Origin of the sequence: Streptomyces sp. NPDC059989 (assembly GCF_042736975.1) — a bacterium.
Classification (GTDB): Bacteria; Actinomycetota; Actinomycetes; order Streptomycetales; family Streptomycetaceae; genus Streptomyces.
Genome location: NZ_JBHWUO010000021.1, coordinates 67305 through 89225 on the forward strand (window position 1 = coordinate 67305; position 21921 = coordinate 89225).

The following is a 21921-nucleotide window of genomic DNA, read 5'->3' on the forward strand; positions in this document are numbered from 1 at the left end:
GCCGGGCTGACCCGGCTGACCCGGCTTTGCCGGCTGACCGGTCAGCCGACGAAGCCCGGGACCACGAGGCCGGACTCGTACGCGATGACGACCGCATGGGTCCGGTTCTGCGCGCCGAGCTTGGTCAGCACGTTCCCGACGTGGGTCTTGACCGTCTCCAGGCTCACCCTGAGGGCCTCCGCGATCTCCGGATTGGAGAGCCCGGTGGCCATCAGGCGCAGCACCTCCTCCTCCCGGCCGGTCAGGGCGGCCTGCGGCAGGGCCTGGGTGGAGCCCAGCGGGCGGGCGGCGACCATGCGGCCCAGCGCGGCCGGGAAGAGGACCGCTTCGCCCGCCGCCACCACCCGGACCGCCTCGGCGATCCGGCGGACCGGGAGGCGTTTGAGGACGAAGCCGCTGGCGCCCGCGCTGAGGGCGGCGGTGACGTAGCCGTCGTTCTCGAAGGTGGTGATCACCACGACCTTCGGCGGGTCGGCCGCTTCGGCCAGCAGCCGGCGGGTGGCCTCGATCCCGTTGAGCCGCGGCATCCGGACGTCCATCAGGACCACGTCGGGCCGCAGGCTCCGCGCCCGTTCCACCGCCTCGACACCGTCGGCCGCCTCGCCGACCACGGTGATCCCCGGCTGTGCGGCGAGCAGCATGCGCAGGCCGCTGCGGGTCACCTCGTCGTCGTCCGCGATCAGGAGGGTGACGTCGGGGCCGGTGACGTCGGGGCCGGTGACGGCGGGGAGGGCCGTGCCCTCGCCCGCGTCGGATCCCCTCACGCCGACACCCGTCCCGGCAGCCGGACGGCCAGTCGCCAGTGCTGCGTCCCGTCCGGGCCGGCCCGGAACTCGCCGTGCAGCAGCCGGACGCGCTCGGCGAGTCCGGACAGCCCGTGCCCGGAGGTCGGGAAGGCGGCCCCCTGGCCCTGGCCTTCGCCCTGACCCGGTCCCGTCCGTGCCCCGGTCCGGTTGACCACCGTGAGATCCAGCCCGTCGGGACCGGCCGCCACCCGGACCTCGATCGGGCCGCCCGCCCCGTGGCGCAGCGCGTTCGTCAGCCCCTCCTGGAGGATCCTGTACGCCGCCCGGGAGAGCGTCCCCTGCACCTGCGCCCACTCGCCCGACAACTCCGGTTCCACCACCGCACCCGCGTGCCGCAGGCGGTCCAGCAGCTCCGGGAGGTCGGCCAGGGTCCGGGTCGGCGCCGTCCCCGACTGTTCCTCGCGCAGCACTCCGAGCACGTAGTCCAGGTCCTCCAGCGCGGCCCGCGTCGACTCCTCGATGCTGCGCATGGCGGCCCGCGCCGCCGCCGGGTCGACGGAGAGCACCTCGCCGGCCACCGCCGCCTGGATGGTGGCCGCCGTCAGCGTGTGCCCGATCGAGTCGTGCAACTCGTGGGCAATCCGGTTGCGTTCGGCCAGCAGCAGCTCCCGCTCGGCGGCCAACGCGAGCCGTTCGGCCGCCGACGGCCCCAACAGCCGTGGCGCCGACCACCGCAGCGCCTTCGTCACCAGTACGCAGACGGCCGCCGCCAGCAGGAGGCACGCGGCCGCCACCACCCAGCTCCACCCGCCCGCAACTCGGACCGACGTGCCGAACAGACCCACCCGCGCCTCGCCGCCGAGCCAGTTCCCCGGCAGGGACAGGCCCATGAGGAACAGCACCCCGCTCACCAGCGCCCCCGTCCACCCGACGGCCGCATGCAGCACCAGCCACACCGGGGTCCGCCAGCGGTCGAGGCCGACTGAACCGGAGGCCACCGGATCCGGCAGCGGCACCCGCAGCAGCCGGCGGGCGGACACGACCAGCGCCCGCCGTACGGGGCGCGCCAGCCCGACCACGCCCACGAGCACCGCCCAGACCACCAGAACCAGCACGATCTGCACGCTCTCGGGAGCGTATGGCCACGACATCGCCGGCAGCAGCGCGAAAGGCAGCAGCGGCAGGCTAGCCAGCGCGCCGCAGTAGGCGAAGAACACACCCGTATACGTGGAGCCGCTCAACAGCGGCCGAATTCCCCTGATCATGATCGCCAGTATCGCCACGCAACCCACCGACAGCCTCCCCCGATCGGGGGAGCGATCCCTCCCGCCTTCCCGCGATGCGGCCAAAGGCCCAGGACCCCAGGATCGTGCCCAGCCCAAACGATCCCCAACGAACGCCAACCATCCCCAGGAGCTGACTCATGCATGCTCGGACCCCACAGAACCATCCTGCCTCGACCCGCAGGAAGGGCGGCATGCGGCGACGCACCGTGTCGGCCGCGATAGCGCTGACCATCGGCGCTCTGACGCTGGGCGCCCTCGCCCCGCCCGCTGTCTCCTCCGCAAGGCCGGACACCGTCCAGCAAAGGCTGAACGCGCTGGTGCGCGCCGACGGGATGCCCGCCGCGCTGGCGAGCGTCCAGGACCGCAACGGCCGCACCCACACCTACACAGCGGGAGTCGGCGACCTGGCCACCGGCGCGAAGGTGCCCAGGGACGGCCAGGTACGGATCGGCAGCAACACCAAGACCTTCGTCGCGGTGGTCGTCCTCCAGCTCGTCGCGGAGCGGAGGGTGGACCTGGACGCCTTCGTCGACACCTACCTGCCCGGCCTCGTCCGCGGGGAGGGCATCGACGGACGGCGGATCACCGTCCGCGAACTCCTCCAGCACACCAGCGGAATCCCCAACTACAGCAACGACCTAGGCGACGACGTCCGTTACTACACCCCCCGCGAACTCCTCGCCACAGCCCTCCGGCACCCCGCCGACTTCGACCCGGGCACGAATTGGAAGTACAGCAACACGAACTACGTCCTGGCCGGCCTGCTCATCGAGAAGGTCACCCGCCGCCCCCTGGCCGACCAGATCGACCGCCGCATCATCAAGCGCATCGGGCTGCACCACACCTACTTCCCGGCCCCCGGTGACGCTTCCATCCGGGAGCCCCACCCCCACGGCTACCTACGGGAATCGGCGGACGCGCCACTGCGCGACATCACCGAGATCGACCCCTCCTGGGCCTGGGCGGCAGGCCAGCTGATCTCCACCGGCTCCGACCTCAACCGCTTCTTCAGCGCACTCCTGGCCGGCCGCCTCCTGCCCCCGGCCCAGCTCGCCCAGATGCGCTCCACCGTCCCCGCCGAAGCCACCTTCGGCCCCGGCGCCCGCTACGGACTCGGACTCGTCAGCAGGCCCCTGCCGTGCGGCGGCCTCGCCTGGGGCCACGGCGGCAGCTTCCCGGGCTACGAAACCCGCGGCGGCGCCACCGACGACGGCCGCGCCACCCACCTCGCGGTCACCACCCAACTCACCGACGAGGCGGCCCGCATGAACCTCGACCGCGCCGCGGACACCGCGCTGTGCGGTGGGTGACGCTCCGAGCCGAGGCCAAGCATCGCTCGACGCGGCTGACTCGCTCGCCGCGCCTGGCTTACGGGGTGTTGTTCGGGCCCCTCCTCCCGGCATTGGCCCTGACCGCGCTGCGCGTACCCGGCCTGACGACACGGCCTGGACCTGGCGGCCCGGGAGCTTGCAGGATGGTCCGTATGAAGAACGAACGGGCCGCGACCAACCCTGCGGGGGCGGGCGGGATCCCGCTCCCGCTCCCCCCGGGAACCACCTGGCACGCCACGGGCTCGGGAGTCTTCCCTCACGCCGCGCGGGTCGAAGGATGCTGGTGGGTCCTGCGGCTCAACGACTTCCCCGAGCACCCGCTGTACACCTTCTTCGTCGACGGCCGGCGCGTCGCCGACGTGAATGACGTCCCGTCCGACTGGCAGCAACTGGCGGACCCTTCGGCCCCCGCTCTCACCCCACCCGAACGCGCCGAGATCCTCGACCTCATGGCCCTACTCGGCCCCTACGGCGCGGAGTACGGCACCCCGTGCACCGGCGACTGGTGCACCTGCGAACTCCTCACCGACACCTACGTACGCGAGCAGACCGACTGAAAGGCCCCTCACTCCTGCCCGGGGCCGACATCCGCAAGCGCGGCTCCCAGCCGACGTGCGCCCTCGGTCAGCTCGGCGTGATCGGCCGTCGCGGCGAACCCGATACGCAGGTGAGCCGCCGGCGGCTCGGTGGCGAAGTAGCGACTGCCGTCGCTCACGGTGACGCCGCGTTGCCGGGCGGCGCCGGTGAGGAACGTGTCGTCCACGCCCGCCGGCAGGCGAACCCACAGGTGCAGTCCGCCCGTAGGCAACCCGGCCAGGGTCGCGCCCGGGATCTCCTGCGTGACCGCGGCGGCCAGCACGGCGCACCGCTCCCGCAGTGCCGTACCGAGAGAGCGGACGTGCCGGTCCCAGGAGGGGGAGCTGAGCACTTCCAGCGCGGCTTCCTGGAGCGGGCGCGTGACGAAGAAGTCGTCGACCAGGCGCACCGCCCGCATGCGTTCCATGACCGGTCCGCGGGCCACCAGCGCCCCGATCCGCAGGCTCGGTGCGGCGGGCTTGCTGAGGGATGTGACGTGGACGACCGTGCCGTCGCGGTCGTCGGCGACCAGCGGTCGCGGCACGGCGCCGCCGTGTCCCAGGTGCCGTGCGAAGTCGTCCTCGAGCACGAACGCGCCCGAAGCGCGCGCCACATCGAGAATCTGGCGGCGCCGTTCGGGCGTGAGCACGGTGCCGGTCGGGTTTTGGTAGGTCGGCTGGCAGTACAGCAGTCGCGCGCCGGTCATCGCGAACGCGTCGGCCAGCATGTCGGGCCGCAGTCCGTCGGCGTCGAGCGGTACCGGGACCGGCCGCAGCCCCGCGGCGCGGGCGGCGGCCAGGGCCCGGGGATAGGTGGGGGACTCGACCAGGACCGGGCTGCCGGGCCCGGCGATGGCCCGGAACGCGATCGACAGGGCGCTCTGCCCGCCGGCGGTGACCAGCACGTCCTCCGGCGCCACGCTGCCGCCGACGATCCGGGCGAACACGGTGCGCAGCGCCATCAGGCCGCCGGCCGGGGCGCGGTCCCAGGCGTCTGGACGGCGTGCCGCCCGCGCCAGCGCCGCGCTCAGGGCCCGGGTGGGCTGGAGCGAGCGGTGCACGTAGCCGCCGTCCATCGTGATCGTCCCGACCGGCGGCGGGCCGAGCGGGTCGGCGATCAGGTGGGTGTCGACGGCGCGGTCGGTGAGGGCGACCGTCTGCCAGGACGTGTCGGTGGAACTGGCTCCGTCGTGCAGGCGGGTGCGCTGCGCCACGTACGTCCCACTGCCCGGACGGGTCACCACCGCGCCCTCGGCGGCCAGTGTGGCGATGGCCCGCGCCACGGTCGCAGGGCCGACCCGGTACTCCTTGGTCAGCTCCCGGCTGCTCGGCAGCCGGTCGCCGGGCGACAGCCGGGAGAGCAGCGCACGGAGGCTGTCGACCAACTCACCAGAAGTGCTACCGTCATTCATGAGAGACAACAGTAGCGCTTCCGGTCCTGGTCAGGAAGCACTTCGGCTGGACGTCGCCGCCCTGCGGGCCGACACCCCGGGGTGCCGCCAGGTCATCCACTTCAACAACGCGGGCTGCGGACTGCCGGCGGCCCCGGTCCTCGACGCGATGGTCGGCCATCTGAACCTCGAAGCCAGGATCGGTGGTTATGAGGCCTCGGCCGCGCAAGCCGCCGAAGTCCGCGGGTTCTACACGGAGATCGCCGCCCTCATCAACACCACACCCGACAACGTCGCCTTTGCGGGCAGCGCCACCCACGCCTATGCCAACGCCCTGTCGTCGATCCCGTTCGAGGCCGACGACGTCATCCTCACCACCCGCGACGACTTCGTCTCCAACCAGATCGCCTTCCTCTCCCTGCGCAAGCGATTCGGCGTACGCATCGTCCACGCGCCCAACACCCCGGAGGGCGGGGTCGACGTGGAGGCGATGGCCGCGCTGATGCGGATCCACCGCCCCCGCCTGGTGTCCGCCACCCATGTCCCCACCAATTCGGGCCTCGTCTCGCCCGTCGCGGAAATCGGCCGCCACTGCCGGGAGCTGGATCTGCTCTACCTCGTCGACGCCTGCCAGTCGGTGGGCCAGTTCGTCATCGACGTGGAGGAGATCGGCTGCGACCTCCTCACCGCCACCTGCCGCAAGTTTCTCCGCGGCCCGCGCGGCTCCGGATTCCTGTACGTATCCGATCGCGTCCTGCGCGCGGGCTACGAACCGCTGTTCATCGACATGCACGGCGCCCGCTGGACCGAGCCGGGCGGCTACGAGCCCGTAGCGACAGCGGCCCGGTTCGAGGAGTGGGAGTTCCCGTATGCCACGGTGCTCGGCAGCGCCGCCGCGGCGCGCTATGCCCGCAAGGTCGGCATCGAGGCCATCGAGCAGCGCACCCCGGCGCTCGCGGCCCGGCTCCGCGACCGGCTCGCACCGATCCCGGGGGTGCGCGTGCTCGACCGCGGCCCGCGTCTTGCCGCGCTCGTCACCTTCGCAGTAGCGGGCTGGCAGCCGCAGCCGTTCAAGGCGGCCATAGACGCCCGCGGCATCAACTCGGCGCTCAGCTTCCGCGAGTTCGCACAGTTCGACTTCGGGGACAAGGACGTCGACTGGTGCCTGCGCCTGTCGCCGCACTACTACAACACCGAGGAGGAAGTGGACCACGTCGCGGACGCGGTCGCGGACCTCGCCGGCCGGGGACGGCGATGACCGCCACACAGACACGCACCGAGGAGCCGTCCACGGAGAACCTCTGGCGCAACGGCGACTTCCTCAAGTTCTGGCTCGGCGAGACACTCTCGCTCCTCGGCACCCAGGTGACGAACCTCGCCCTGCCGCTGACCGCCATCATCGCCTTCAACGCCACCGACGAGCAGGTCGGCATCCTGCGGTTCCTGCAGCTCGTCCCGTATCTCGGTCTCGCCCTGGTCTTCGGGGTGTGGGTGGACCGGGCCCGACGGCGGCGGATCATGCTCGGAGCCAACCTCGTCCGGATGATCCTGCTGGCACTCGTCCCCGTCCTGTACTGGACGGACGTGCTCGGTATGGGATCGCTGCTGGTGATCGCCTGCGCAGTCGGCGTCGCCTCGGTGCTGTTCGACGTGAGCTGGATGTCGTACGTACCCACGCTCGTACGCGACCCCAAGCACTATGTGGAAGCCGGCGCGAAGATGGGGATGAGCTCATCGGCGGCCGATGTGGCAGGGCCCGGGCTCGCGGGCGTCCTGGTCGGTGCCCTGGCTGCGCCCGTGGCGCTGATCGTCGACGCCTTCTCCTATCTGGTGTCCCTGATCTCGCTGCTGCTCATCCGCACGCCCGAGCCCCGTCCCGAACCGCCCGCGGCAAGACGGCACCTGCCCACCGAACTCCGGGACGGCCTGCGCTTGGTGCTGAAGAACCCGGTCCTGCGGTCGCTGGCCCTGATCGGGTTCTGCTGCAACCTCTCCATGATCTCCGTATGGACGATGTTCCTGATCTACGGAACACGCGACCTGCACCTGGACTCGACGACTCTCGGTGGCATCTTCGCCACGGCCTCCGTGGGAGGCCTGATCGGCGCGGCGGTCTCCCGCAAGGTCATCCGGCGCTTCCGGCTCGGCCTTGTCTATCTCGTCGCTCAGTCGGCCCTCCTCATCGGCCCGACGCTGATCGTCCTGGCCACCGGCCCCCGGCCGGTGATGGTGGGGATGTTCGTCCTCTCCTTCTTCACCACCTACCTCGGACTCGGCGTCGCCGGCGTCATCATCGTCAGCCTGCGCCAGGCCAGTACCCCGCAGTCGATGATGGGCCGGATGACGGCGGTCTTCCGCACCCTGCTGTTCGGCGGCGGCGCACTCGGCGGCCTGTTCGCGGGCCTGCTGTCCGGCCGGATCGGCGCCCGGGGGGCATTGACCGTGGCGGCGATCGGCTCCGCCGCCGTGCTGATCGCGCTCGTCCTGTCCCCGGTGAGCCGACTACGTGGCCTGCCGTCGGCACCGGAAGAACCCGTCACGGCGACAGCGGACGGGCAGCCGGCCGGCTGAACCGGAGAACGTCTAGGCGCCCCAGTCGCCGCTGCGCGCGGCCAGTTCGGCGATTCCCCCTGCCGTGGGGACCGTGCCGAAGCGGCGAGTTCGGCGGTGATCACTCGCGTCCGATCGGGGTTTGTCCAGTGATTCCGGCCGGTCGTGCAGGTGGTGACGCTGGGTTCAGCGGCAGAGCTCCATGATGGTGTCGTCGAAGTCGGGGAACTCCTGGGCCGCCAGCTCGATCACGGCCGCCGCCGACCGGCGCTGGTTCGGCGCGAATCCTTCGGCGATGGCTGCCAACTCCGGATTGGGGTTCGCCTTCCAGCCGGGTTCGTAGGAGGTGGCGGCTTCCCAGGGGCCGAAGCCGTCGGCCAGCAGCCACAGGAAGTCGCCCAGGTCGCGCGCGACCACACCGGTCTCGCCCTCGGAGCCGAGGAAGACAATGGGCTGCTCGGACAGCGGCCGGCTCGGGCGGATCAGCCAGAACGCGGCGTACCCGCCCGTGCCGTCCTGCCCGAACACGCGGAAGTCGCTGCCGTCCAGTTCGCTGTTCCCGGTCCATGCCTGGAACCAGTCGGTGGTCTCGGCAGCGGACAGGAAGGCCGGGAAGGGCTCGAAGTCGACCCCGGTCTTCCCGTCGGCGTAGTCGAATCGAACGACCATCGCAGTGGCGAGCGCGGCGGGGAACTGGCGATCATCGGTGGGCTTCACGAAGACAGGCTAGACAGGGGGTCGGACATCGACGCCCTACGGTGAAGGTTGTTGGACGACTGCCGGTTTGTAGTCGTTGGGGGGAGACAGGACAGACCTGGTCGCGACAACGGGTGGCACAGCATCTGCTGTGCCACCCGTTGTCGTTACCCTCCGCAACCGCGTGCCGTCGAAGGTGGTCGGCGGTGCGGGAGGGTCAGCGCCAAGGTGCGGGGGAGTACCCGGCATGGGCGGGCTGCGGATTCTCACCAGATTCTCCCCAGGGGGCCCTGCGGGCCACTTTCAGGGATTCGCAAGAGCTAAGTTGATCAACGGTGTTGATGTGTGGTCTACAGCCAGTCGCGCTTCTTGAAGATGACGTACAGGCTGACGCAGACCACCGCCATCAGCAGGATTGCGAAGGGGTAGCCGCCGGCCCACTTGAGTTCCGGCATGTCCTCGAAGTTCATGCCGTAGATCGTGCCTACCAGGGTGGGGGCGAAGAGGATGGCGGCCCATGAGGAGATCTTCTTGAAGTCGTCACCCTCACCCCGCTGACCTGCGGAAATCGCCCGAACAGACGGTCCGACCTGCGGTGATCGGCCTTTCCGCCCCTTTCACCGTGCTGCCCGTTTGTACGGCCGATTCTCCCCAGCCGCTCCCCAACGAGGCTTCGTTCTCCCCGGATTCTCCCCAGCCGCGGCTGCCTCTGAAGACGGATCGCGGCTGGTCGGGACCGCGAAGCGCCTGGCGTGACCGGCTACGCGACGTAGTGGCAGCGAGGCGGGAGCCGGTGGCCGTCGCCCACGGGCCCGCCTCTGGCCGGAAAGGGAACCGGTCCACCGCGTCCGGACGAGACTGGGGGAAGACGATCACCAGGATGAACAGGAGGCAAGGGTCCCGATGAATCCGTACGCGGACGTGCCCGTTGACGATCCGCTCTTCGGCGCGGTCCGGATCGAACTCGACCATGAGGGCGGGACGCTGGGCGTGAGCGGGGACGGTCTGCCGCCGGTCGAGATCCGGCGGGCCCCGCACACCGTGCCGGAGAGCCATGTGCCGATCGGGACGCGCGACCCCGAGCACCTCACTCTGCTCGTCGACGGTGCAGAGGAGACCCTGCGGCCGTCCAAGGGGTTCCTGACCCGGCGCTCGTACCGGGTCGAGGTCGTCTCAGGGGCGCGGGAGTGCAGCTATCTGCTGGTTCCGGACTCCCTCGGCACCAGCCGGCTGCTGCGGGACGAGCGGCTGCTCGGCATCTTCACATCGAGCGGCGACGGGCGCGTGTCGGCCGACTGGGAGGCGGCGGGCGAGTCCGAGTGTGCCAGGGACCCGTACGACGCGTCCGTGGGGTACGGGCTCGCCGCGGCATTCGGCACCGGTGCCGAACCGATGTGGCAGCTCGCTCTGAACGCCGCGCTCGACCTGTGGCCGTGAGAGAACCTCAGTCCTCCGCCGGGGGCAGCAGGTGGGAGCAGGTCGAGCGTGCTACGAACGCGATGCCGTCGTAGTCCTCGGCCGGTACGAGCGGGGCCGTGTTCAAGCGGTAGAGGAACCGTTGGACGTTGGCGCCGAAGCTGCGCTGCGCGTGCGGGGCGTGCAGCCAGGGCGCGGTGTCGGAGGGGGAACCCGCAGCGCGGAGGTCTGCGTAGTAGTCGCCGGGTACGGCGTGTGTGAGTCTGGCCTCCAGGGAGCGGAGGCCGGTGCCGATGCGGTGGCGGGCAGGCGGGCGCTGAAGGTCGTTGCCGCGGCGGGCCAGGAAGGAGCCCTTGCCGAAGAGGAGGGCCAGCGCATAGTAGGCGTCGCCGTACCGTTCGCGGAGTCTGCTGCCGAGGGCCGGCACCTGGTCCCCGTACGTGCCCTTCGCGATGTGCCCGTTGTGTGCCCAGACCATGACGCGAGCCTCGGGGTTGTCGTCCACGAGCCGTGCGACGGCCTCGGCCATGTAGCGGTCACGCGCGGCGAGCACGCCGTCCTCGCCGGCCGAGGCCGCGAAGGGCCGGCCCACCAGGTCGGCGGCGCGGACCAGGATCCGCGCGTGTTCCAGCGCCTCGCCAGCGTCGTCGCCGGGACCCGGCCGCCCGGCGTGATCCGCGACGAGGCGGGCGATCTCCTCGGCGCGTCGCATCAGGGCCTTGTCCGGGTCCGGAAGCGAGCCCGGGCGGGCCCGGGCCAGGACGTCCAGGGCGCTGACGCGCCCGGCCTGTTCGGGCGCAGCGCGGCGCAGGAAGGCGGCGACGGCCTCGACCGAGTCGGCGCAGAGTTGGGGGTCGGTTCCCACGAAGCGGACCCGGCGCTCTTCGGGCAGGTCGCGGTTGTGGGCGCGCAGCCACTCGACGAGGTCGACCATCTCGCGGGTGCGCCAGGTCCAGAAGCCCAGCCGGGCGACGAGCCGTTCGGGGGCGCCCGTGCCGTTCCGGACGTACGCGTCGAGCGCGCGGGCGGCGGACTGGCTGGCCTCCATGGCGAGGGTGGTGAACCCCTCCTCGCGGACCAGGAACTCCACGATGCGGTGCTTCAGCCGGAAGAACTCGCCCGTGCCGTGGGTGGATTCCCCCAGACCGACGATCCGTGTTCCCCGCAGTGCCTCGCCCAGGGGTTTCAGGTCCTCCACCGGCGCGCCGGGGGTCAGGGTACTCAAGGGGTTGGCGTGCTCGTTCAGCCATCGGGCGATGTCGTCGGGCACCGTCTTGCCTCTCCTCACCGCGTGCGGGAGGGCGGCACGCGGGCGTGCCCCGGCCTTCCGCACCCGTTCCTGGGTCAGTTCATCGCCTCCCGGCAGGCCGCGAGGATCTCCTGGAGGTCCTGTACGGCGTCCGGTCGGCCATGCTCGGAATACACTCCCGCGACGTTGACGACAACTTCGTCCACCCCCGCCCGATCGAATTCGGCCAGCTGTGCGGTGATGTGCCCGGGCGTGCCGTAGAGGAAGACTCCGGAATCGACCAGGGCGCGGGCGCCGAGCCCCGGGCGGCTGTGGTGGACGCGCAGTCCGGCGCGGCGCAGCATGTCGCAGTAGTGCGGCCCGGCGAGGTGGACGTGGGCGGCCGCGAAGGCGAGCCGGTAGGCGTGGCGCCCGGGGCGGTCGACGGCGGCGTGCACGACGGTGACCATGCGGGGCACCGGGCGGCCCGACTCGGCCGCGCCCTTCGCCATGGCGGGCAGCAGGGTGTCGCGGACGTAGCCGGGCGGGGTCATCCAGCTGATCGCCGCGTCCGCCACCCGGCCTGCGGCCCGCGCGAGCGTCGGCCGGAGCACACCGAGTCCGGTCTCCACCCCCGGATGTGACAGGCCCGGCAGGCCGATGGCGGCGCCGATGCCGGGTCCGGCGACTCCGTCCTCGGTCCCGATCAGGCGCCGCACCTCGGTCAGGTATTCCACACAGGCGTCGCGTGGGCTGTCGTACGGCTTTCCGTGCAGTCCGGCGACGATGTCGGGGGTCGCGGGACCGAGTCCGAGGGTCGTGCGGTGTCCGGTGAGGACGGACAGGGAGCGGGCCTGGATCGCTGCGTCCAGCGGATGCCGCAGCGGCATGAGGGCGACACTGGTCCCGACCGGGACGCGGTAGCCCATTCCGGCCAGGTAGGCGAAGACCTGCTGGGTGTCGGCGCAGAGGGACTGGCCCTGCCAGAGGCGGGCCGCTCCTTCGTCGCGGACGAGCGCGGCGAAGGGGGCGACGTGCCGGGGGTCCGTCGGCATGGCGGGATACAGGACGGATACGCGCATCACTCGGCCTTCAGGGGGACGCGGCTTCGGTCAGGTAGCCCGAAGCCTGGATACGGAAGAGCCGGGCGTACACGCCGTCGGCCCTCAGGAGGTCTTGGTGCACTCCGTGCTCGATGACCTTGCCGTTTTCCAGGACGACGATCCGGTCAGCCATCCGGACGGTGGCGAAGCGGTGGGCGATGACCAGGGCAGTGGCGCCGCGGGCGACGTCCTTGAGCCGGCCGAAGATTTCCGCTTCGGCCTCCGCGTCGATGGAGGCCGTCGGCTCGTCGAGGACGACGACGGGAGCGCGGCGCATGAAGGCCCGGCTCAGGGCGATCTTCTGCCACTGGCCGCCGGACAGCTGGTGGCCGTCCTCGAAGTGGCGGCCGAGTGTCGTGTCGTAGCCACGGGGCAGCGCCTCGACGAACCCGTCGGCGCCGGCGGCCCGTGCCGCCTCGGCGACGCGCCCGGTGTCCTCGCGGGCTTCGACGCTGCCGAGGCCGATGTTGTCGCGGACGGGCAGCTCGTAGCGGATGAAGTCCTGGAAGATGACGCCGATGTGGCGTTGCAGGTCGTCGAGGTCGTACTCCTCGATCGGGACGTCGTCGACGAGGATCTGGCCGCTCGTCGGCTCGTAGAGCCGGGTCAGCAGCTTGACCAGCGTCGTCTTGCCGGAGCCGTTCTGTCCCACCAGCGCGACGCATTCGCCCGCGGGCAGGGTGAAGCTGACGCCGTCCAGGACGACGCGGCCGGTGCCGGGGTAGACGAAGCGGACGTCGCGGAACTCGATGCCTTTGCGGAGCGTGTCCGGGAACGGGCGGGTGCCGCCCTTGATCTGACGCTCGGGCAGGGCGAAGAAGTCGAAGAGGTTGCCGAGGAACAGGCTGTCCTTGTAGAGAGCGGCGATGCCGAGCAGCATGCCATGAGCGGAGACCTGGACCGAACCGACGGCCTGGAGGTAGCCGGCGAGCTGGCCTACCTGCCCGGCGTGGGTGGTGGTGTGGATCGCCCAGAGCACGGCGCCGGAGGAGGCGGCGACACTGAGGAGACCGAGGACGCCGCCGAGCACGGACTGCTTGCGGGCGAGGCGGCGGTCGACGTCGAAGAAGGTGCGGATGAGCCGGGTGTAGAGGTCCACCAGGTGCGGGCCGAGCTGGAAGAGACGGACCTCCTTGTAGGAGTGGTCGGTGGTGGTGAGGTGCTGGTAGTAGTACGCGCGCCGCCGGTCGGCGGTCCGGTCGTACTCGATCTCGTACGCCCTGTGGCTGAAGAGCATGTACGAGACGACCGACGGCATGGGCGAGACCAGGATCACCAGGGCGATCCAGGGGCTCCAGGAGAACAGCACCACGCTGACGGTCACCAGGGTGACCAACTCCCTCGCGACCTCCAGGAGCTGGGTGAAGACCTGGTAGACGCGGCCTCCGCTGCTCTCCTGGAAGGCGCGCTGCATCTTGTCGTAGACCTCGGCGTCCTCGTACTGCTGGAGGTCGAGCATGGTGCCCTTGCGCATCACCCATTCGCCGATGCGGGCGGTGAGTTCGAGCCGCAGGAGGGTGTCGAGGTACTGCAGGAAGGTGCCCAGTACATGACTGGCGAGGCCCACCCCGAGAAGGGCGGCGCCCGCCGTGAGCGCGGCCCGTCCGGCGTCCCTGTCGCCTGTGACGGCGTCGGCCACACCCTGCACGGCGGCGGCGACCAGCCCGATCTGCGCGGCCGGTATGAGGGCGAGGAGGAGGGAGACGCCGGTGAAGGCGGATACCCGCAGCGGGCTGAGCCGCCAGAACAGCGTGCCGACGCGCAGCCAGATCATCGGCCCTCCCTGGCCTTCGCGGCCGCGCGGCCCCGGACGGCGCGCAGGATGTGGGCCCACAGGGCGTGGCTGCGGGCCTCCCGTTGGAGGTCGATGGGGAGGAGCCGGTTGATCTGCATGTGCGCGAGGCTGGCGAGGATGGAGTCCTCGGAGCCGACCAAGAGGCCGCGGCGGGCCGCCTCGCGGACGGCTCCGGCCGTCTCGGCGACGGCGGGTGCCTGCGCGGCGAACGTCTCCCGGAGGAGCAGCCGGTGGGCCCGCCCTTCCTCGTGCGGGTCGCGTTCCCACGGGCTGAGGAGTTCGCACAGGTAGGCGCGGTGTTCGCGGAACAGCGTCCGGGTGTTCCGGACGTGGGCCGCGTCGTGGCCGCCGGTGTGGTGAACGCGCCCGCCGCCCGGCGGCATGCCCCACTGGGCGTGGAGGGTGTCCAGCGCGGCGACGGCGAGGAATTCGGGCCTGATGTCGGGCTGTCGCGACAGCAGCAGGGCGGTGGCTTCGCTGTTGGCGCTGAAGAGCCGCTCGGCCGTGTCGAAGACCTCCGGGCCGCCGTAGCGGGCCGTCTCCGGTGCGTAGCCGGCGAGTTCGATGTCCAGGGCCAGTCCGCGGGCGACGAGATCGCGTCCCCACGCGGTGACCTCGGTCAGGGTACGGTCGGCGTCGGTGCCGCGGACCCGCAGGCGCAGGTGCGGGAAGGGGTCGGCGTAGCGGATGTAGAACCAGCGGTCCAGGAGCCCTTCGCGGCCCAGTCCCGCGACGAGGTCGAGCAGCGGGCCGGCGATGATCTCGTCCTGCCGCTCGGGGGCCGCGTAGACCTTGAGGAACGTCCAGGCACCGCCGGGCAGATGGCGCTCCACGGGGACCGCGCGGCCTTGCCGCGGCACGGGAGCGCGGGTGGCGCGGACCGCGTCGCGGGCGAGGACGGGGACGACGACCTCGGCGGCGTAGTGCTCGCCGTCGGCATCCTGGAGCCACATGCCGTCGAAGGATGGCAGCATCTCGTGGAAGACGAGGGTACCGCGCTCGTCCAGCTCCGCACGGAGTTCGGCGCGGCAGGCGGGGTGGTCGAGGTCCAGCAGCAGCCGCTGGTCGGACTCGACGAGATAGACGTGGCGGGGCACGTTCCAGCGCCGGCGCCAGCCGTCGAGGTCGTCGAGCGGGTGCGTGGACGGTGTGCCGGCTGCGGGTGCCGCGAGACCGGTCCTGCCGTGCGCGCCCGCGGGGTCCGTGGCGGCCGCGGGACTTCTGGTGAGCCGCCACTGCGCGGGGCGCAGGACGATCTGCCCGCGGGTGACGCGCGGCAGGAAGGGGGCCGCTTCGGCGGGGCCCCAGTGGAAACCGGAGGGCATGACACAGCCGTCCTGGGAGGCCTCGAGCAGGAACCGGGCCACGTTCGGCGCCATCGCCGGGCTGAGCATGTGGTGCTGGGCGACCACGACCTCCCGGTCGAGTTTCTGGGACCACAGGTGGAACCGCTCCCCGCTGACGCCGACGAGGATGTCTGCGAGGGGGAGGACCTGGTCCGGGCCGACGGACGGCGTGGTGTTGACGGGAATCTCGTACGGCCGGACGGCGGGGCGCAGGGTGATGTTGGCCGCACGGCCGTACGGGGGCAGGAACGCGAGCTCCGCGTAGGCGACGTCGGGGAAGAGCGCCTCCTCCGCGCGGGCGTACCCGCGCAGCCGCTCGGCGGCGGACTCGCCCAGCAGCTCGCTGAAGCGCCCGAAGGTGCGGCCGCCGTAGGTGAGGCTGTCGTAGCGCAGGACGGCCTGCCACTCCCCCCGGTCGAGGGCGGCGCGGTCGGCGGCGTGCAGCTGGAGGTAGACCTCCATGGCGGGCGGCGGGTCGGGCACCGGCCCGCGCGGGGAGAGGCGCTCCAGCCAGGCGTCGGTCAGCTCGACCTCGAAGGACTTGTCCCACCAGGCCTGCTGGGCGAACTCGACGAGCAGGGCGTCCAGCCGGGCGGTGTGCTCGGGCGTCGCCCCCGGCAGTTCGATGCTGCGCGGCGGGTTGGTGTAGGTCGGCGGGGCGTCGAGCCCCGTGTCGGGGCTGAGCAGACCGAGTACCGGGACGCGGGTGCCCTCGCCGTAGCGTTCGGTGAATTCCTCGCGGTAGCGCGTCAGGTGGTTGCGCGTACCGTGGGCGGCGCTCAGGCGGACCAGGACGCCGACGGCCTCGGCCGCCGCCTCGCCGATCGACGCGTTCAGTACGGGACCGTCCAGGTGCAGCGCCATGTCGGCCTGGTAGGGGCGGCCGTCGTGCCCGGGTACGAGGTCCTGCTGGGCGGCGGCGAGTCGGCGCAGGGAGGCGGCGTCGTCCGCCCGGTCGGCGAGGTCGGCGACGGCGCTGAGCCGGTCGGCCGTCTCCTGCGCGGCGGGGATGCCGGTGAGCCTCTTCAGGACATGGTGTTCGGGCCGTTCCGCGGTCTGCGGGGGCCTCAGGTCGCTGATGAGGAAACCGAGATCCCACATCTGCCGGACCAGGCCCTCGACGGTCTCGGCCGTGACCTCGGGGAAGGCGGCGGCGAGTTCGGCGGTGATCCGCTCGTACGGGACCGGGGTGGCGGCGGTCCGCATGACGAGCCCGACGGCGGGTGTGGCCCGGATGCGCACGCTGCGGGCGTCGTGCCGGCCGTACTTGTCGGCCTGCGGCAGGACCACGCGGTCGCCGGCCGTGTCCGCCATCGGGTTGAGGACGAGCCGGAGCCTGCGGAGCAGGTCGTCGGACTCGTCGAGGCGCTTGATCAGCCCGAGCAGCCAGCCCATGTCGGCCCGCACGCGCAGCCGGTGCTCCTCGGGTCGGCCGAGCCGGGCGGTGGTGGCGGGGCCGAACTCGCCCATCGCCACACCGGAGAAGGCCCCGAAGGGCGTGGGCCGGGTCGCCATGCGCGTGACGTAGCGCAGCAGCCCGGAGTGCAGCCGGCGCAGGCGCTTCTCGCTCAGGTCGCCGATGCGGTCGAGACTGTCGGCCAGGTCCCCACTGGCGACGAGGAGGGCGCGCGTGACGTCCGGACGACGGGCGAGGTCGACGAGGGCCCGCGGGGTGTCGTCGGGGTCCGCGGTCACGTCGAGCCAGGTGCGGGCGGGCAGGGCCGGGGAGCGCAGGAGGAAGAAGCCGGCGGGCTCGTACGGGGTCATGGGCGTCACCGGCCGAGGAAGGCGCGGAACCAGTCGGGCCGCCGGTCGCCGGTGGCAGCGAGCAGCGTGAGCGCGACGCCGGTGGCCCCGGTGAGCAGTCCCGGGTCGTCGACGGGTTTGCCGGGCTCCTCCAGGTCGGCGAACCCGAGCGGGCGGTCCGGCTCGTGGCGGTCGAGGAGGTCCCCGACCAGTTCCGGCAGCCGCTCGCGGGCGGCGGCGCTCCAGGGGGCGAACTCCAGTGCCAGCATGACCAGTCCGGCGAGGCCGTGGCAGAGGGTCGGCGACAGTGGCCGGAGGTCCCCGAGGCGGGCGAGCGCGCCCTCGAAGGCGCCGACGGCTTCGGCGCGCAGTTCGTCGTCGAGGGTGGCCTCGGCGACCGTGAGGAGGGCGCCGGCGACGCCGAAGGTGCCGTAGCACCAGGCGATCCGGTCGTGCACGCATCCGGCGGAGACCTCGTGGCCGTGTTCGTCGACGGGCGTGCCGTCGCTCCACAGGGAGCCGTGCGCGTCGGTGTCCGCCTGTGCGCGGATCCAGCCGCTGAGGGCGGTGACGGCCTCCAGGTGGCCCGGGCGGCGGTTGCCCGAGGCCCAGGCGGCGGCGAGGGCCGCGGCGATGCCGGGGACGCCGTGCGAGAGACCGAGGTTGAGGTACCCGTGCGGGTACCTCGCGAGGTAGTCGCCGACGGGTGGGTAGTACGCGGGCGTGATGAGCCAGCGGTGCGGGGTGCCCGCGGTCTCGGCGGGTCCGGCGAGCCAGATGAGGTAGTCGGCGAGTACGGCGGCGGCCTCGGTGACCCGCTCGGAGGGCTCGGGGACGGAGCTCAGCTGGGCGAGGGTGCCGGCCGCGCCGGTGACGAGGTCGTAGTCGAGGTCGCTGACGGCCCGTTCGGTGCGGTGCGGTGGCGCGGCGAGGACCTGCTCGGCCAGCTGGTCCGTCAGCCGGTCGAGGCTGGGGCGGAAGCGGGGTTCGTCGCGGGTGACGTCCGCGAGGGCGAGGAGGAGGCCGCTGGTGCCGGCGAACAGACCGTGGTGCTGCAGAGGTTCGGTCTGGGTCGAGAGGACCGCCTCGCGTATGTGGCCGGAGGCCGTGTCCAGGTCGCCGAGCCCGGCCCGGGCGGCGTACAGGTGGAGCAGCGCGGTACCTGCCTGGCCGTGGGTGAGACTGGGCGGGTACCAGGCGCCGGTGGTGTCGCTCTGCTCGGCGGCGCGGAGCGCGAGGTCCTCGACCTGAGCGGTGGTCGCGGTCTCCCTCAGAACCTGCCGGACGGCTGTCCGCGCCAGGCTCACGAGGTCGTCGTCTGCCACGCGGGCCCAGGCTTCGGTACCGTGGTGGGTGAGGTGCATGGTGGTCGGCCCCTGTCTGATCGGCGTGCTTCTCTCGCTCTGCGACGACGGGTGCTGCCGTGTCTCGACCACGGCAGCACCCGTCGGGAACTAGCCCGTGGCTACTTGCCGCCCACGCAGAAGGTCGTGCAGAGCGAGGTGCAGACACAGGTCTTGCTGGCCTGGCAGGTCACCCGGGTGCAGACGGTGCGGGTGGCGATCCCGGAGATGGACGGCGGGGGCGCCTGCTCACCGGTGGGGCCGGCGGGGGCGGAGATCCGGGCGTCCAGGTCGAATGCGTCAGACATGACTTTCCTTTCGTCATTCTTCCCGGCGAATCGCTTCGTCGGGGGCTCCGGAGGGATTTTCTGAAGCCAGGGAAATCGTGTCGAACACCGTGCGTCCGTTCCATTGGCCGTGGCGACAGTATTCGCCGTGGGACCGGATCTCGAACGGGCAGCATTTTCATGACTCATTACGGACCAATCCGGTTCCCGGCGTCCGCGTGTTCCGTGGAGAACACATACGAAGCCAGGCAGACGGTCAGGCGTGAGGAGAGTTCGAGTTTTTCCATGACCGCGGCGACGTGTGCGCGCACGGTCCGTTCGGTCACGTGCAGCCGCTGGGCCATCGTCTCGTTGGAGAGCCCTTCGGCGAGCAGGAGGAAGGTCTCCTGCTCGCGCGGGGTGAGTCGGCCGACCCGTTCGAGGGCCGGTGTCCAGTGCGGTGCGCCCGGCGCGCGTGCGCCGGCGGTCGCGTGGGGTGCGGTGGGGGTGCGGGCAGGGGTGGGGCTCACGGTGCTGCGACGCTCCTCTCTGGGGCGGGCCGGCCGAGGGGCGGCGTGAGGTGGTCGGTGGTCAGCCTGCGATAGAACGGGTCCTCGGCGAGCAGCTGTTCGTGCGTGCCCTCGGCGCCGACACGGCCCTCGTCGAGGACGACGATCCGGTCGGCCGCCCGGACGGTGGACATGCGGTGGGCGACGACGAGCAGGGCGCGTTCTCGGGAGATGTCCCGCAGGACGTCGGTGAGTTCCCGTTCGTTGATGGGGTCGAGTTGAGACGTGGGTTCGTCGAGGAGTACGAGTTCGGGCCGGGCGAGCAGGGCGCGGGCGATGGCGACGCGCTGGCGTTCTCCGCCGGATAGATTGAATCCCCGGTCGCCGACTTCTGTCTCCAGTCCGTTCGCCAGGCGTTCCACGAGTTCTTCGAGATTCACCATCCGGAGCACTTCCCGGATTTCTCTCTCACTCGCCTCGGGTTTCGCGTAGACGAGATTGTCCCGCAGGGTTCCGTACAGCAGGGGCGCGTGCTGCTCGACCAGGCCGATACGGGCCCGTAGGTCGCGCGGATCGACGCCCCTGACGTCGGCGCCGTCGAAGAGGACGTGTCCGCCGTCCGGTTCGTGGAACTTCTCGGCAAGGGAGACGATCGTCGTCTTGCCGGCGCCGGACCGGCCGACCAGGGCGATGAGCCCGGTGCGCGGCACGGAGAACGAGACGTCGCGCAGTACCGGGCGGTCGTCGTACGCGAAGGAGACCCGGCGCAGTTCGAGGAGCGGGGGCGGGGGCGGGGTCGCGGGCGATGCGGCGGGGGCAGGGAGCGGTACGGGCGCACTGTCCTCCGGGTCCTGCTCGACGGGCAGGCGCAGGACGTCCTCGATCCGGCGGAGCGAGCCGAGACCGCGCTGGATCAGGCTGAGCGCGTTGAAGAGGCCTGCGAGCGGCATCACCAGGTAGGTGGCGAACAGCAGGAACGCGACGAGTTCGCTGACGGACATGGAGCCGTCGGAAACCCGGACCGCGCCGACGAGCAGGACGAGGAGGAACGAGCCGTTGACCGCGATCTCCATGGCGGGCCCCACGACGGAGCCGAGCTTCGCGGAGCGGACGCCGGCGGTGTAGGCGGCGTCGATGTCCGCGCCGATGCGCTCGGCCTCCCGGTGTTCGGCGCGGGCGGCCCGCACGGTCCTGATGCCGCCGAGGGCGCGTTCGAGGTCGGCGGTCATCGCACCGACACCGGCGAGGGCCTGCTCGGTGCTGGTCCGGATGCCGGCCATCACGCCCGCGACGAGGACGGCGGCGATCACCAGCGTCCCGGCGACCATGAGGAACATGACGGGGTCGATCCACAGCATCAGTCCGGCGGCTCCGACTCCGGTGATGGTGACCGTCACGAGCTGGACGAAGCTGCCCGCGACCATGTCCCGCAGCATGGTCGTGTCGGTGCCGACCCGGGAGAGCAGGTCGCCGGCGCGCCGGCCGTCGAGTTCCCGGAGGCGGACGAACAACAGCCGTTCGACGAGTCCGCGGCGCAGGCGCCGGACCACGCTCTCGCCGGTCACGTCCAACAGGTACTGACCGGCCGCCTCGAGGGCGGCCTGGACGAGGAAGAGAGCAGCCAGCGTCACGACGAGCGCGGTGACGGCCCGGTCGGCGGAGACCCGGTCGATCAGACGCATGGTCAGCAGCGGCTGGAGCAGCCCGAGGGCGGTGCCGACGACGGTCAGTGCGAGCGCGGCCCCCACGGTCCGGCCGCTGCCGCGCAGCAGGCGCAACAGGTCACGGGTGCCCGGGCGGGCACCGTCGGCGGGGTTCTCCCCCGGGCGCGCCACGGCCGCGGGCACGCCCTCGGTTCCCCGGCCGGATTCGGTCGCCGCGCCGGACGGATCCGCGTGGTCGGTCATGAAGGGCTCCTCTCCTCGCTCCCGGAGCCCACGGTGATCAGCCTCCGGAAGTAGCTCTCGGGCAGTTCCTCGCCCACCAGTCGGCCCTCCGCCTCGACCCAGGCGTGGGCGCCGAAGGGAGGCGCGGCGCGGACGCCGACGCACCACGTGGGCCACTCGCCGCGGGCGCGGCAGAGCAGGGCCGTGGCGACCGAGCGCGGCAGGCAGCCCTCACGGCCGGCGCAGGCGGCGCTGACCGTGGTGACGGCCTGCCGGGCCCGGTAGGTCCGGTCATGGCCGGCCGGGCGGGCCCCGCGGGACACCACGCCGAGCACCCGCGCCAGTCGGGCCGGCGGCAAGAGCAGCAGGGGCCGGCCCACCGCAACGGCGAGGCGGGCTCCGGCGCGCTGGGCGAACGACGTCCCGGTATGGGTCTCCGGGACCGGATGGAAGCTCATGGGCTGACCAGCCGGGCGTCGCGCAGGGCGGAGAGCAGGGTGCTCACGTCGGACTGCGCCCGGTCCGCGTCGACGTCGAACTCGGCGCACAGGGCATCGGCGATGTCCTTCGCCGGGGTGCCGTCGAGCAGGCCGGCCAGGACCGAGCTGCCGGTCGGATTGAGCTCCCAGTACTCACCCGTACTGCCGTCGAGCAGGATCTTGCCGTAGTCGGTGTCCACCACGGACACGTCCTCGCGCAGTTGCATGG

At 71.9% G+C, this 21921-nt stretch carries 19 protein-coding genes and 1 pseudogene; 5 read left to right on the forward strand and 15 right to left on the reverse strand.

All coding sequences use genetic code 11. The annotated features are described in order from the left end of the window. Positions 1-41 precede the first annotated feature (41 nt). Together ACFWBN_RS20330 and ACFWBN_RS20335 are read right to left on the reverse strand one after the other, a co-directional pair. On the reverse strand, positions 42-764 hold the full coding sequence (locus ACFWBN_RS20330; RefSeq protein ID WP_385178276.1) for a response regulator: 723 nt from the start codon (positions 762-764) through the stop codon (positions 42-44). After that, positions 761-2011, reverse strand: coding sequence for a sensor histidine kinase (locus ACFWBN_RS20335; RefSeq protein WP_385178277.1), 1251 nt, complete (start codon positions 2009-2011; stop codon positions 761-763). Before ACFWBN_RS20335 ends, ACFWBN_RS20330 begins: the two co-directional genes overlap by 4 nt. Before the next feature lie 212 nt (positions 2012-2223). On the opposite strand from ACFWBN_RS20335, the gene ACFWBN_RS20340 reads away from it, so the two are divergent. Next, complete coding sequence (locus ACFWBN_RS20340) at positions 2224-3342, forward strand: serine hydrolase domain-containing protein (RefSeq protein WP_385178278.1); 1119 nt, start codon at positions 2224-2226, stop codon at positions 3340-3342. Between the two features lie 173 nt (positions 3343-3515). After that, on the forward strand, positions 3516-3920 hold the full coding sequence (locus ACFWBN_RS20345) for a hypothetical protein (RefSeq protein ID WP_385178279.1): 405 nt from the start codon (positions 3516-3518) through the stop codon (positions 3918-3920). 8 nt (positions 3921-3928) lie between these two features. Here ACFWBN_RS20345 and ACFWBN_RS20350 read toward each other — a convergent pair whose 3' ends face one another. Continuing rightward, the gene (locus ACFWBN_RS20350) at positions 3929-5350 is read right to left on the reverse strand and encodes a PLP-dependent aminotransferase family protein (RefSeq protein ID WP_385178280.1); all 1422 of its coding nucleotides are present in this window, start codon (positions 5348-5350) and stop codon (positions 3929-3931) included. On the opposite strand from ACFWBN_RS20350, the gene ACFWBN_RS20355 reads away from it, so the two are divergent. Together ACFWBN_RS20355 and ACFWBN_RS20360 are read left to right on the forward strand one after the other, a co-directional pair. Then, entirely contained in the window at positions 5349-6587 is a 1239-nt protein-coding gene (locus ACFWBN_RS20355) for an aminotransferase class V-fold PLP-dependent enzyme (protein WP_385178281.1), read from the forward strand. The genes ACFWBN_RS20350 and ACFWBN_RS20355 overlap by 2 nt on opposite strands. After that, positions 6584-7900 (forward strand): MFS transporter, encoded by a 1317-nt coding sequence (locus ACFWBN_RS20360; protein ID WP_385178282.1) that lies wholly within the window; start codon positions 6584-6586, stop codon positions 7898-7900. The genes ACFWBN_RS20355 and ACFWBN_RS20360 overlap by 4 nt, the downstream gene beginning before the upstream one ends. A 165-nt stretch (positions 7901-8065) precedes the next feature. On the opposite strand, the gene ACFWBN_RS20365 is transcribed toward ACFWBN_RS20360, so the two are convergent. Both ACFWBN_RS20365 and ACFWBN_RS20370 read right to left on the reverse strand, forming a co-directional pair. Further along, a complete protein-coding gene (locus ACFWBN_RS20365; RefSeq protein WP_385178283.1) occupies positions 8066-8596 on the reverse strand; it encodes an SMI1/KNR4 family protein in 531 nt (176 codons plus the stop codon). Positions 8597-8925: 329 nt separating this feature from the next. After that, positions 8926-9111, reverse strand: a pseudogene (locus ACFWBN_RS20370) (CorA family divalent cation transporter); the annotation flags it as partial. A 367-nt stretch (positions 9112-9478) separates the two neighbouring features. Between ACFWBN_RS20370 and ACFWBN_RS20375 the strand changes: the two are divergent. Further along, positions 9479-10012, forward strand: a complete 534-nt coding sequence (locus ACFWBN_RS20375; RefSeq protein ID WP_385178284.1) for a hypothetical protein — start codon at positions 9479-9481, stop codon at positions 10010-10012. Positions 10013-10019: 7 nt separating this feature from the next. Here the strand turns inward: ACFWBN_RS20375 and ACFWBN_RS20380 are convergent, their stop codons facing one another. The 10 genes from ACFWBN_RS20380 to ACFWBN_RS20425 form a co-directional block, all read right to left on the reverse strand. Beyond that, entirely contained in the window at positions 10020-11261 is a 1242-nt protein-coding gene (locus ACFWBN_RS20380) for an erythromycin esterase family protein (RefSeq protein WP_385178285.1), read from the reverse strand. A gap of 74 nt (positions 11262-11335) precedes the next feature. Beyond that, on the reverse strand, positions 11336-12301 hold the full coding sequence (locus tag ACFWBN_RS20385) for an LLM class flavin-dependent oxidoreductase (RefSeq protein ID WP_385178286.1): 966 nt from the start codon (positions 12299-12301) through the stop codon (positions 11336-11338). 10 nt (positions 12302-12311) lie between these two features. Then, positions 12312-14096 (reverse strand): ABC transporter ATP-binding protein, encoded by a 1785-nt coding sequence (locus ACFWBN_RS20390; protein ID WP_385178287.1) that lies wholly within the window; start codon positions 14094-14096, stop codon positions 12312-12314. Continuing rightward, entirely contained in the window at positions 14093-17230 is a 3138-nt protein-coding gene (locus ACFWBN_RS20395) for a lantibiotic dehydratase (RefSeq protein WP_385178288.1), read from the reverse strand. Before ACFWBN_RS20395 ends, ACFWBN_RS20390 begins: the two co-directional genes overlap by 4 nt. A gap of 5 nt (positions 17231-17235) precedes the next feature. Continuing rightward, a complete protein-coding gene (locus tag ACFWBN_RS20400; RefSeq protein WP_385178289.1) occupies positions 17236-18534 on the reverse strand; it encodes a lanthionine synthetase C family protein in 1299 nt (432 codons plus the stop codon). Positions 18535-18674: 140 nt separating this feature from the next. Beyond that, a complete protein-coding gene (locus ACFWBN_RS20405; protein WP_250740585.1) occupies positions 18675-18860 on the reverse strand; it encodes an FDLD family class I lanthipeptide in 186 nt (61 codons plus the stop codon). A gap of 167 nt (positions 18861-19027) precedes the next feature. Further along, positions 19028-19348 (reverse strand): LuxR C-terminal-related transcriptional regulator, encoded by a 321-nt coding sequence (locus ACFWBN_RS20410; protein WP_250740583.1) that lies wholly within the window; start codon positions 19346-19348, stop codon positions 19028-19030. After that, positions 19345-21234: an ABC transporter ATP-binding protein gene (locus ACFWBN_RS20415; RefSeq protein WP_385178290.1), complete on the reverse strand. Its 1890-nt coding sequence runs from the start codon at positions 21232-21234 to the stop codon at positions 19345-19347. Before ACFWBN_RS20415 ends, ACFWBN_RS20410 begins: the two co-directional genes overlap by 4 nt. Beyond that, on the reverse strand, positions 21231-21671 hold the full coding sequence (locus tag ACFWBN_RS20420; protein ID WP_385178291.1) for a lasso peptide biosynthesis B2 protein: 441 nt from the start codon (positions 21669-21671) through the stop codon (positions 21231-21233). The genes ACFWBN_RS20415 and ACFWBN_RS20420 overlap by 4 nt, the downstream gene beginning before the upstream one ends. Beyond that, positions 21668-21919 (reverse strand): lasso peptide biosynthesis PqqD family chaperone, encoded by a 252-nt coding sequence (locus tag ACFWBN_RS20425; protein WP_250740577.1) that lies wholly within the window; start codon positions 21917-21919, stop codon positions 21668-21670. Before ACFWBN_RS20425 ends, ACFWBN_RS20420 begins: the two co-directional genes overlap by 4 nt. Positions 21920-21921 lie beyond the last annotated feature (2 nt).

What these genes read in the sequence shown, in the direction of transcription:
- ACFWBN_RS20335 (WP_385178277.1), bottom strand. Translation starts at nt 2,011, where the DNA reads ATGATCAGGGGAATTCGGCCGCTGTTGAGCGGCTCCACGTATACGGGT.
- ACFWBN_RS20340 (WP_385178278.1), top strand. Translation starts at nt 2,224, where the DNA reads ATGCGGCGACGCACCGTGTCGGCCGCGATAGCGCTGACCATCGGCGCT.
- ACFWBN_RS20345 (WP_385178279.1), top strand. Translation starts at nt 3,516, where the DNA reads ATGAAGAACGAACGGGCCGCGACCAACCCTGCGGGGGCGGGCGGGATC.
- ACFWBN_RS20355 (WP_385178281.1), top strand. Translation starts at nt 5,349, where the DNA reads ATGAGAGACAACAGTAGCGCTTCCGGTCCTGGTCAGGAAGCACTTCGG.
- ACFWBN_RS20350 (WP_385178280.1), bottom strand. Translation starts at nt 5,350, where the DNA reads ATGAATGACGGTAGCACTTCTGGTGAGTTGGTCGACAGCCTCCGTGCG.
- ACFWBN_RS20360 (WP_385178282.1), top strand. Translation starts at nt 6,584, where the DNA reads ATGACCGCCACACAGACACGCACCGAGGAGCCGTCCACGGAGAACCTC.
- ACFWBN_RS20375 (WP_385178284.1), top strand. Translation starts at nt 9,479, where the DNA reads ATGAATCCGTACGCGGACGTGCCCGTTGACGATCCGCTCTTCGGCGCG.
- ACFWBN_RS20385 (WP_385178286.1), bottom strand. Translation starts at nt 12,301, where the DNA reads ATGCGCGTATCCGTCCTGTATCCCGCCATGCCGACGGACCCCCGGCAC.
- ACFWBN_RS20390 (WP_385178287.1), bottom strand. Translation starts at nt 14,096, where the DNA reads ATGATCTGGCTGCGCGTCGGCACGCTGTTCTGGCGGCTCAGCCCGCTG.
- ACFWBN_RS20395 (WP_385178288.1), bottom strand. Translation starts at nt 17,230, where the DNA reads ATGACCCCGTACGAGCCCGCCGGCTTCTTCCTCCTGCGCTCCCCGGCC.
- ACFWBN_RS20405 (WP_250740585.1), bottom strand. Translation starts at nt 18,860, where the DNA reads ATGTCTGACGCATTCGACCTGGACGCCCGGATCTCCGCCCCCGCCGGC.
- ACFWBN_RS20415 (WP_385178290.1), bottom strand. Translation starts at nt 21,234, where the DNA reads ATGACCGACCACGCGGATCCGTCCGGCGCGGCGACCGAATCCGGCCGG.
- ACFWBN_RS20420 (WP_385178291.1), bottom strand. Translation starts at nt 21,671, where the DNA reads ATGAGCTTCCATCCGGTCCCGGAGACCCATACCGGGACGTCGTTCGCC.
- ACFWBN_RS20425 (WP_250740577.1), bottom strand. Translation starts at nt 21,919, where the DNA reads ATGCAACTGCGCGAGGACGTGTCCGTGGTGGACACCGACTACGGCAAG.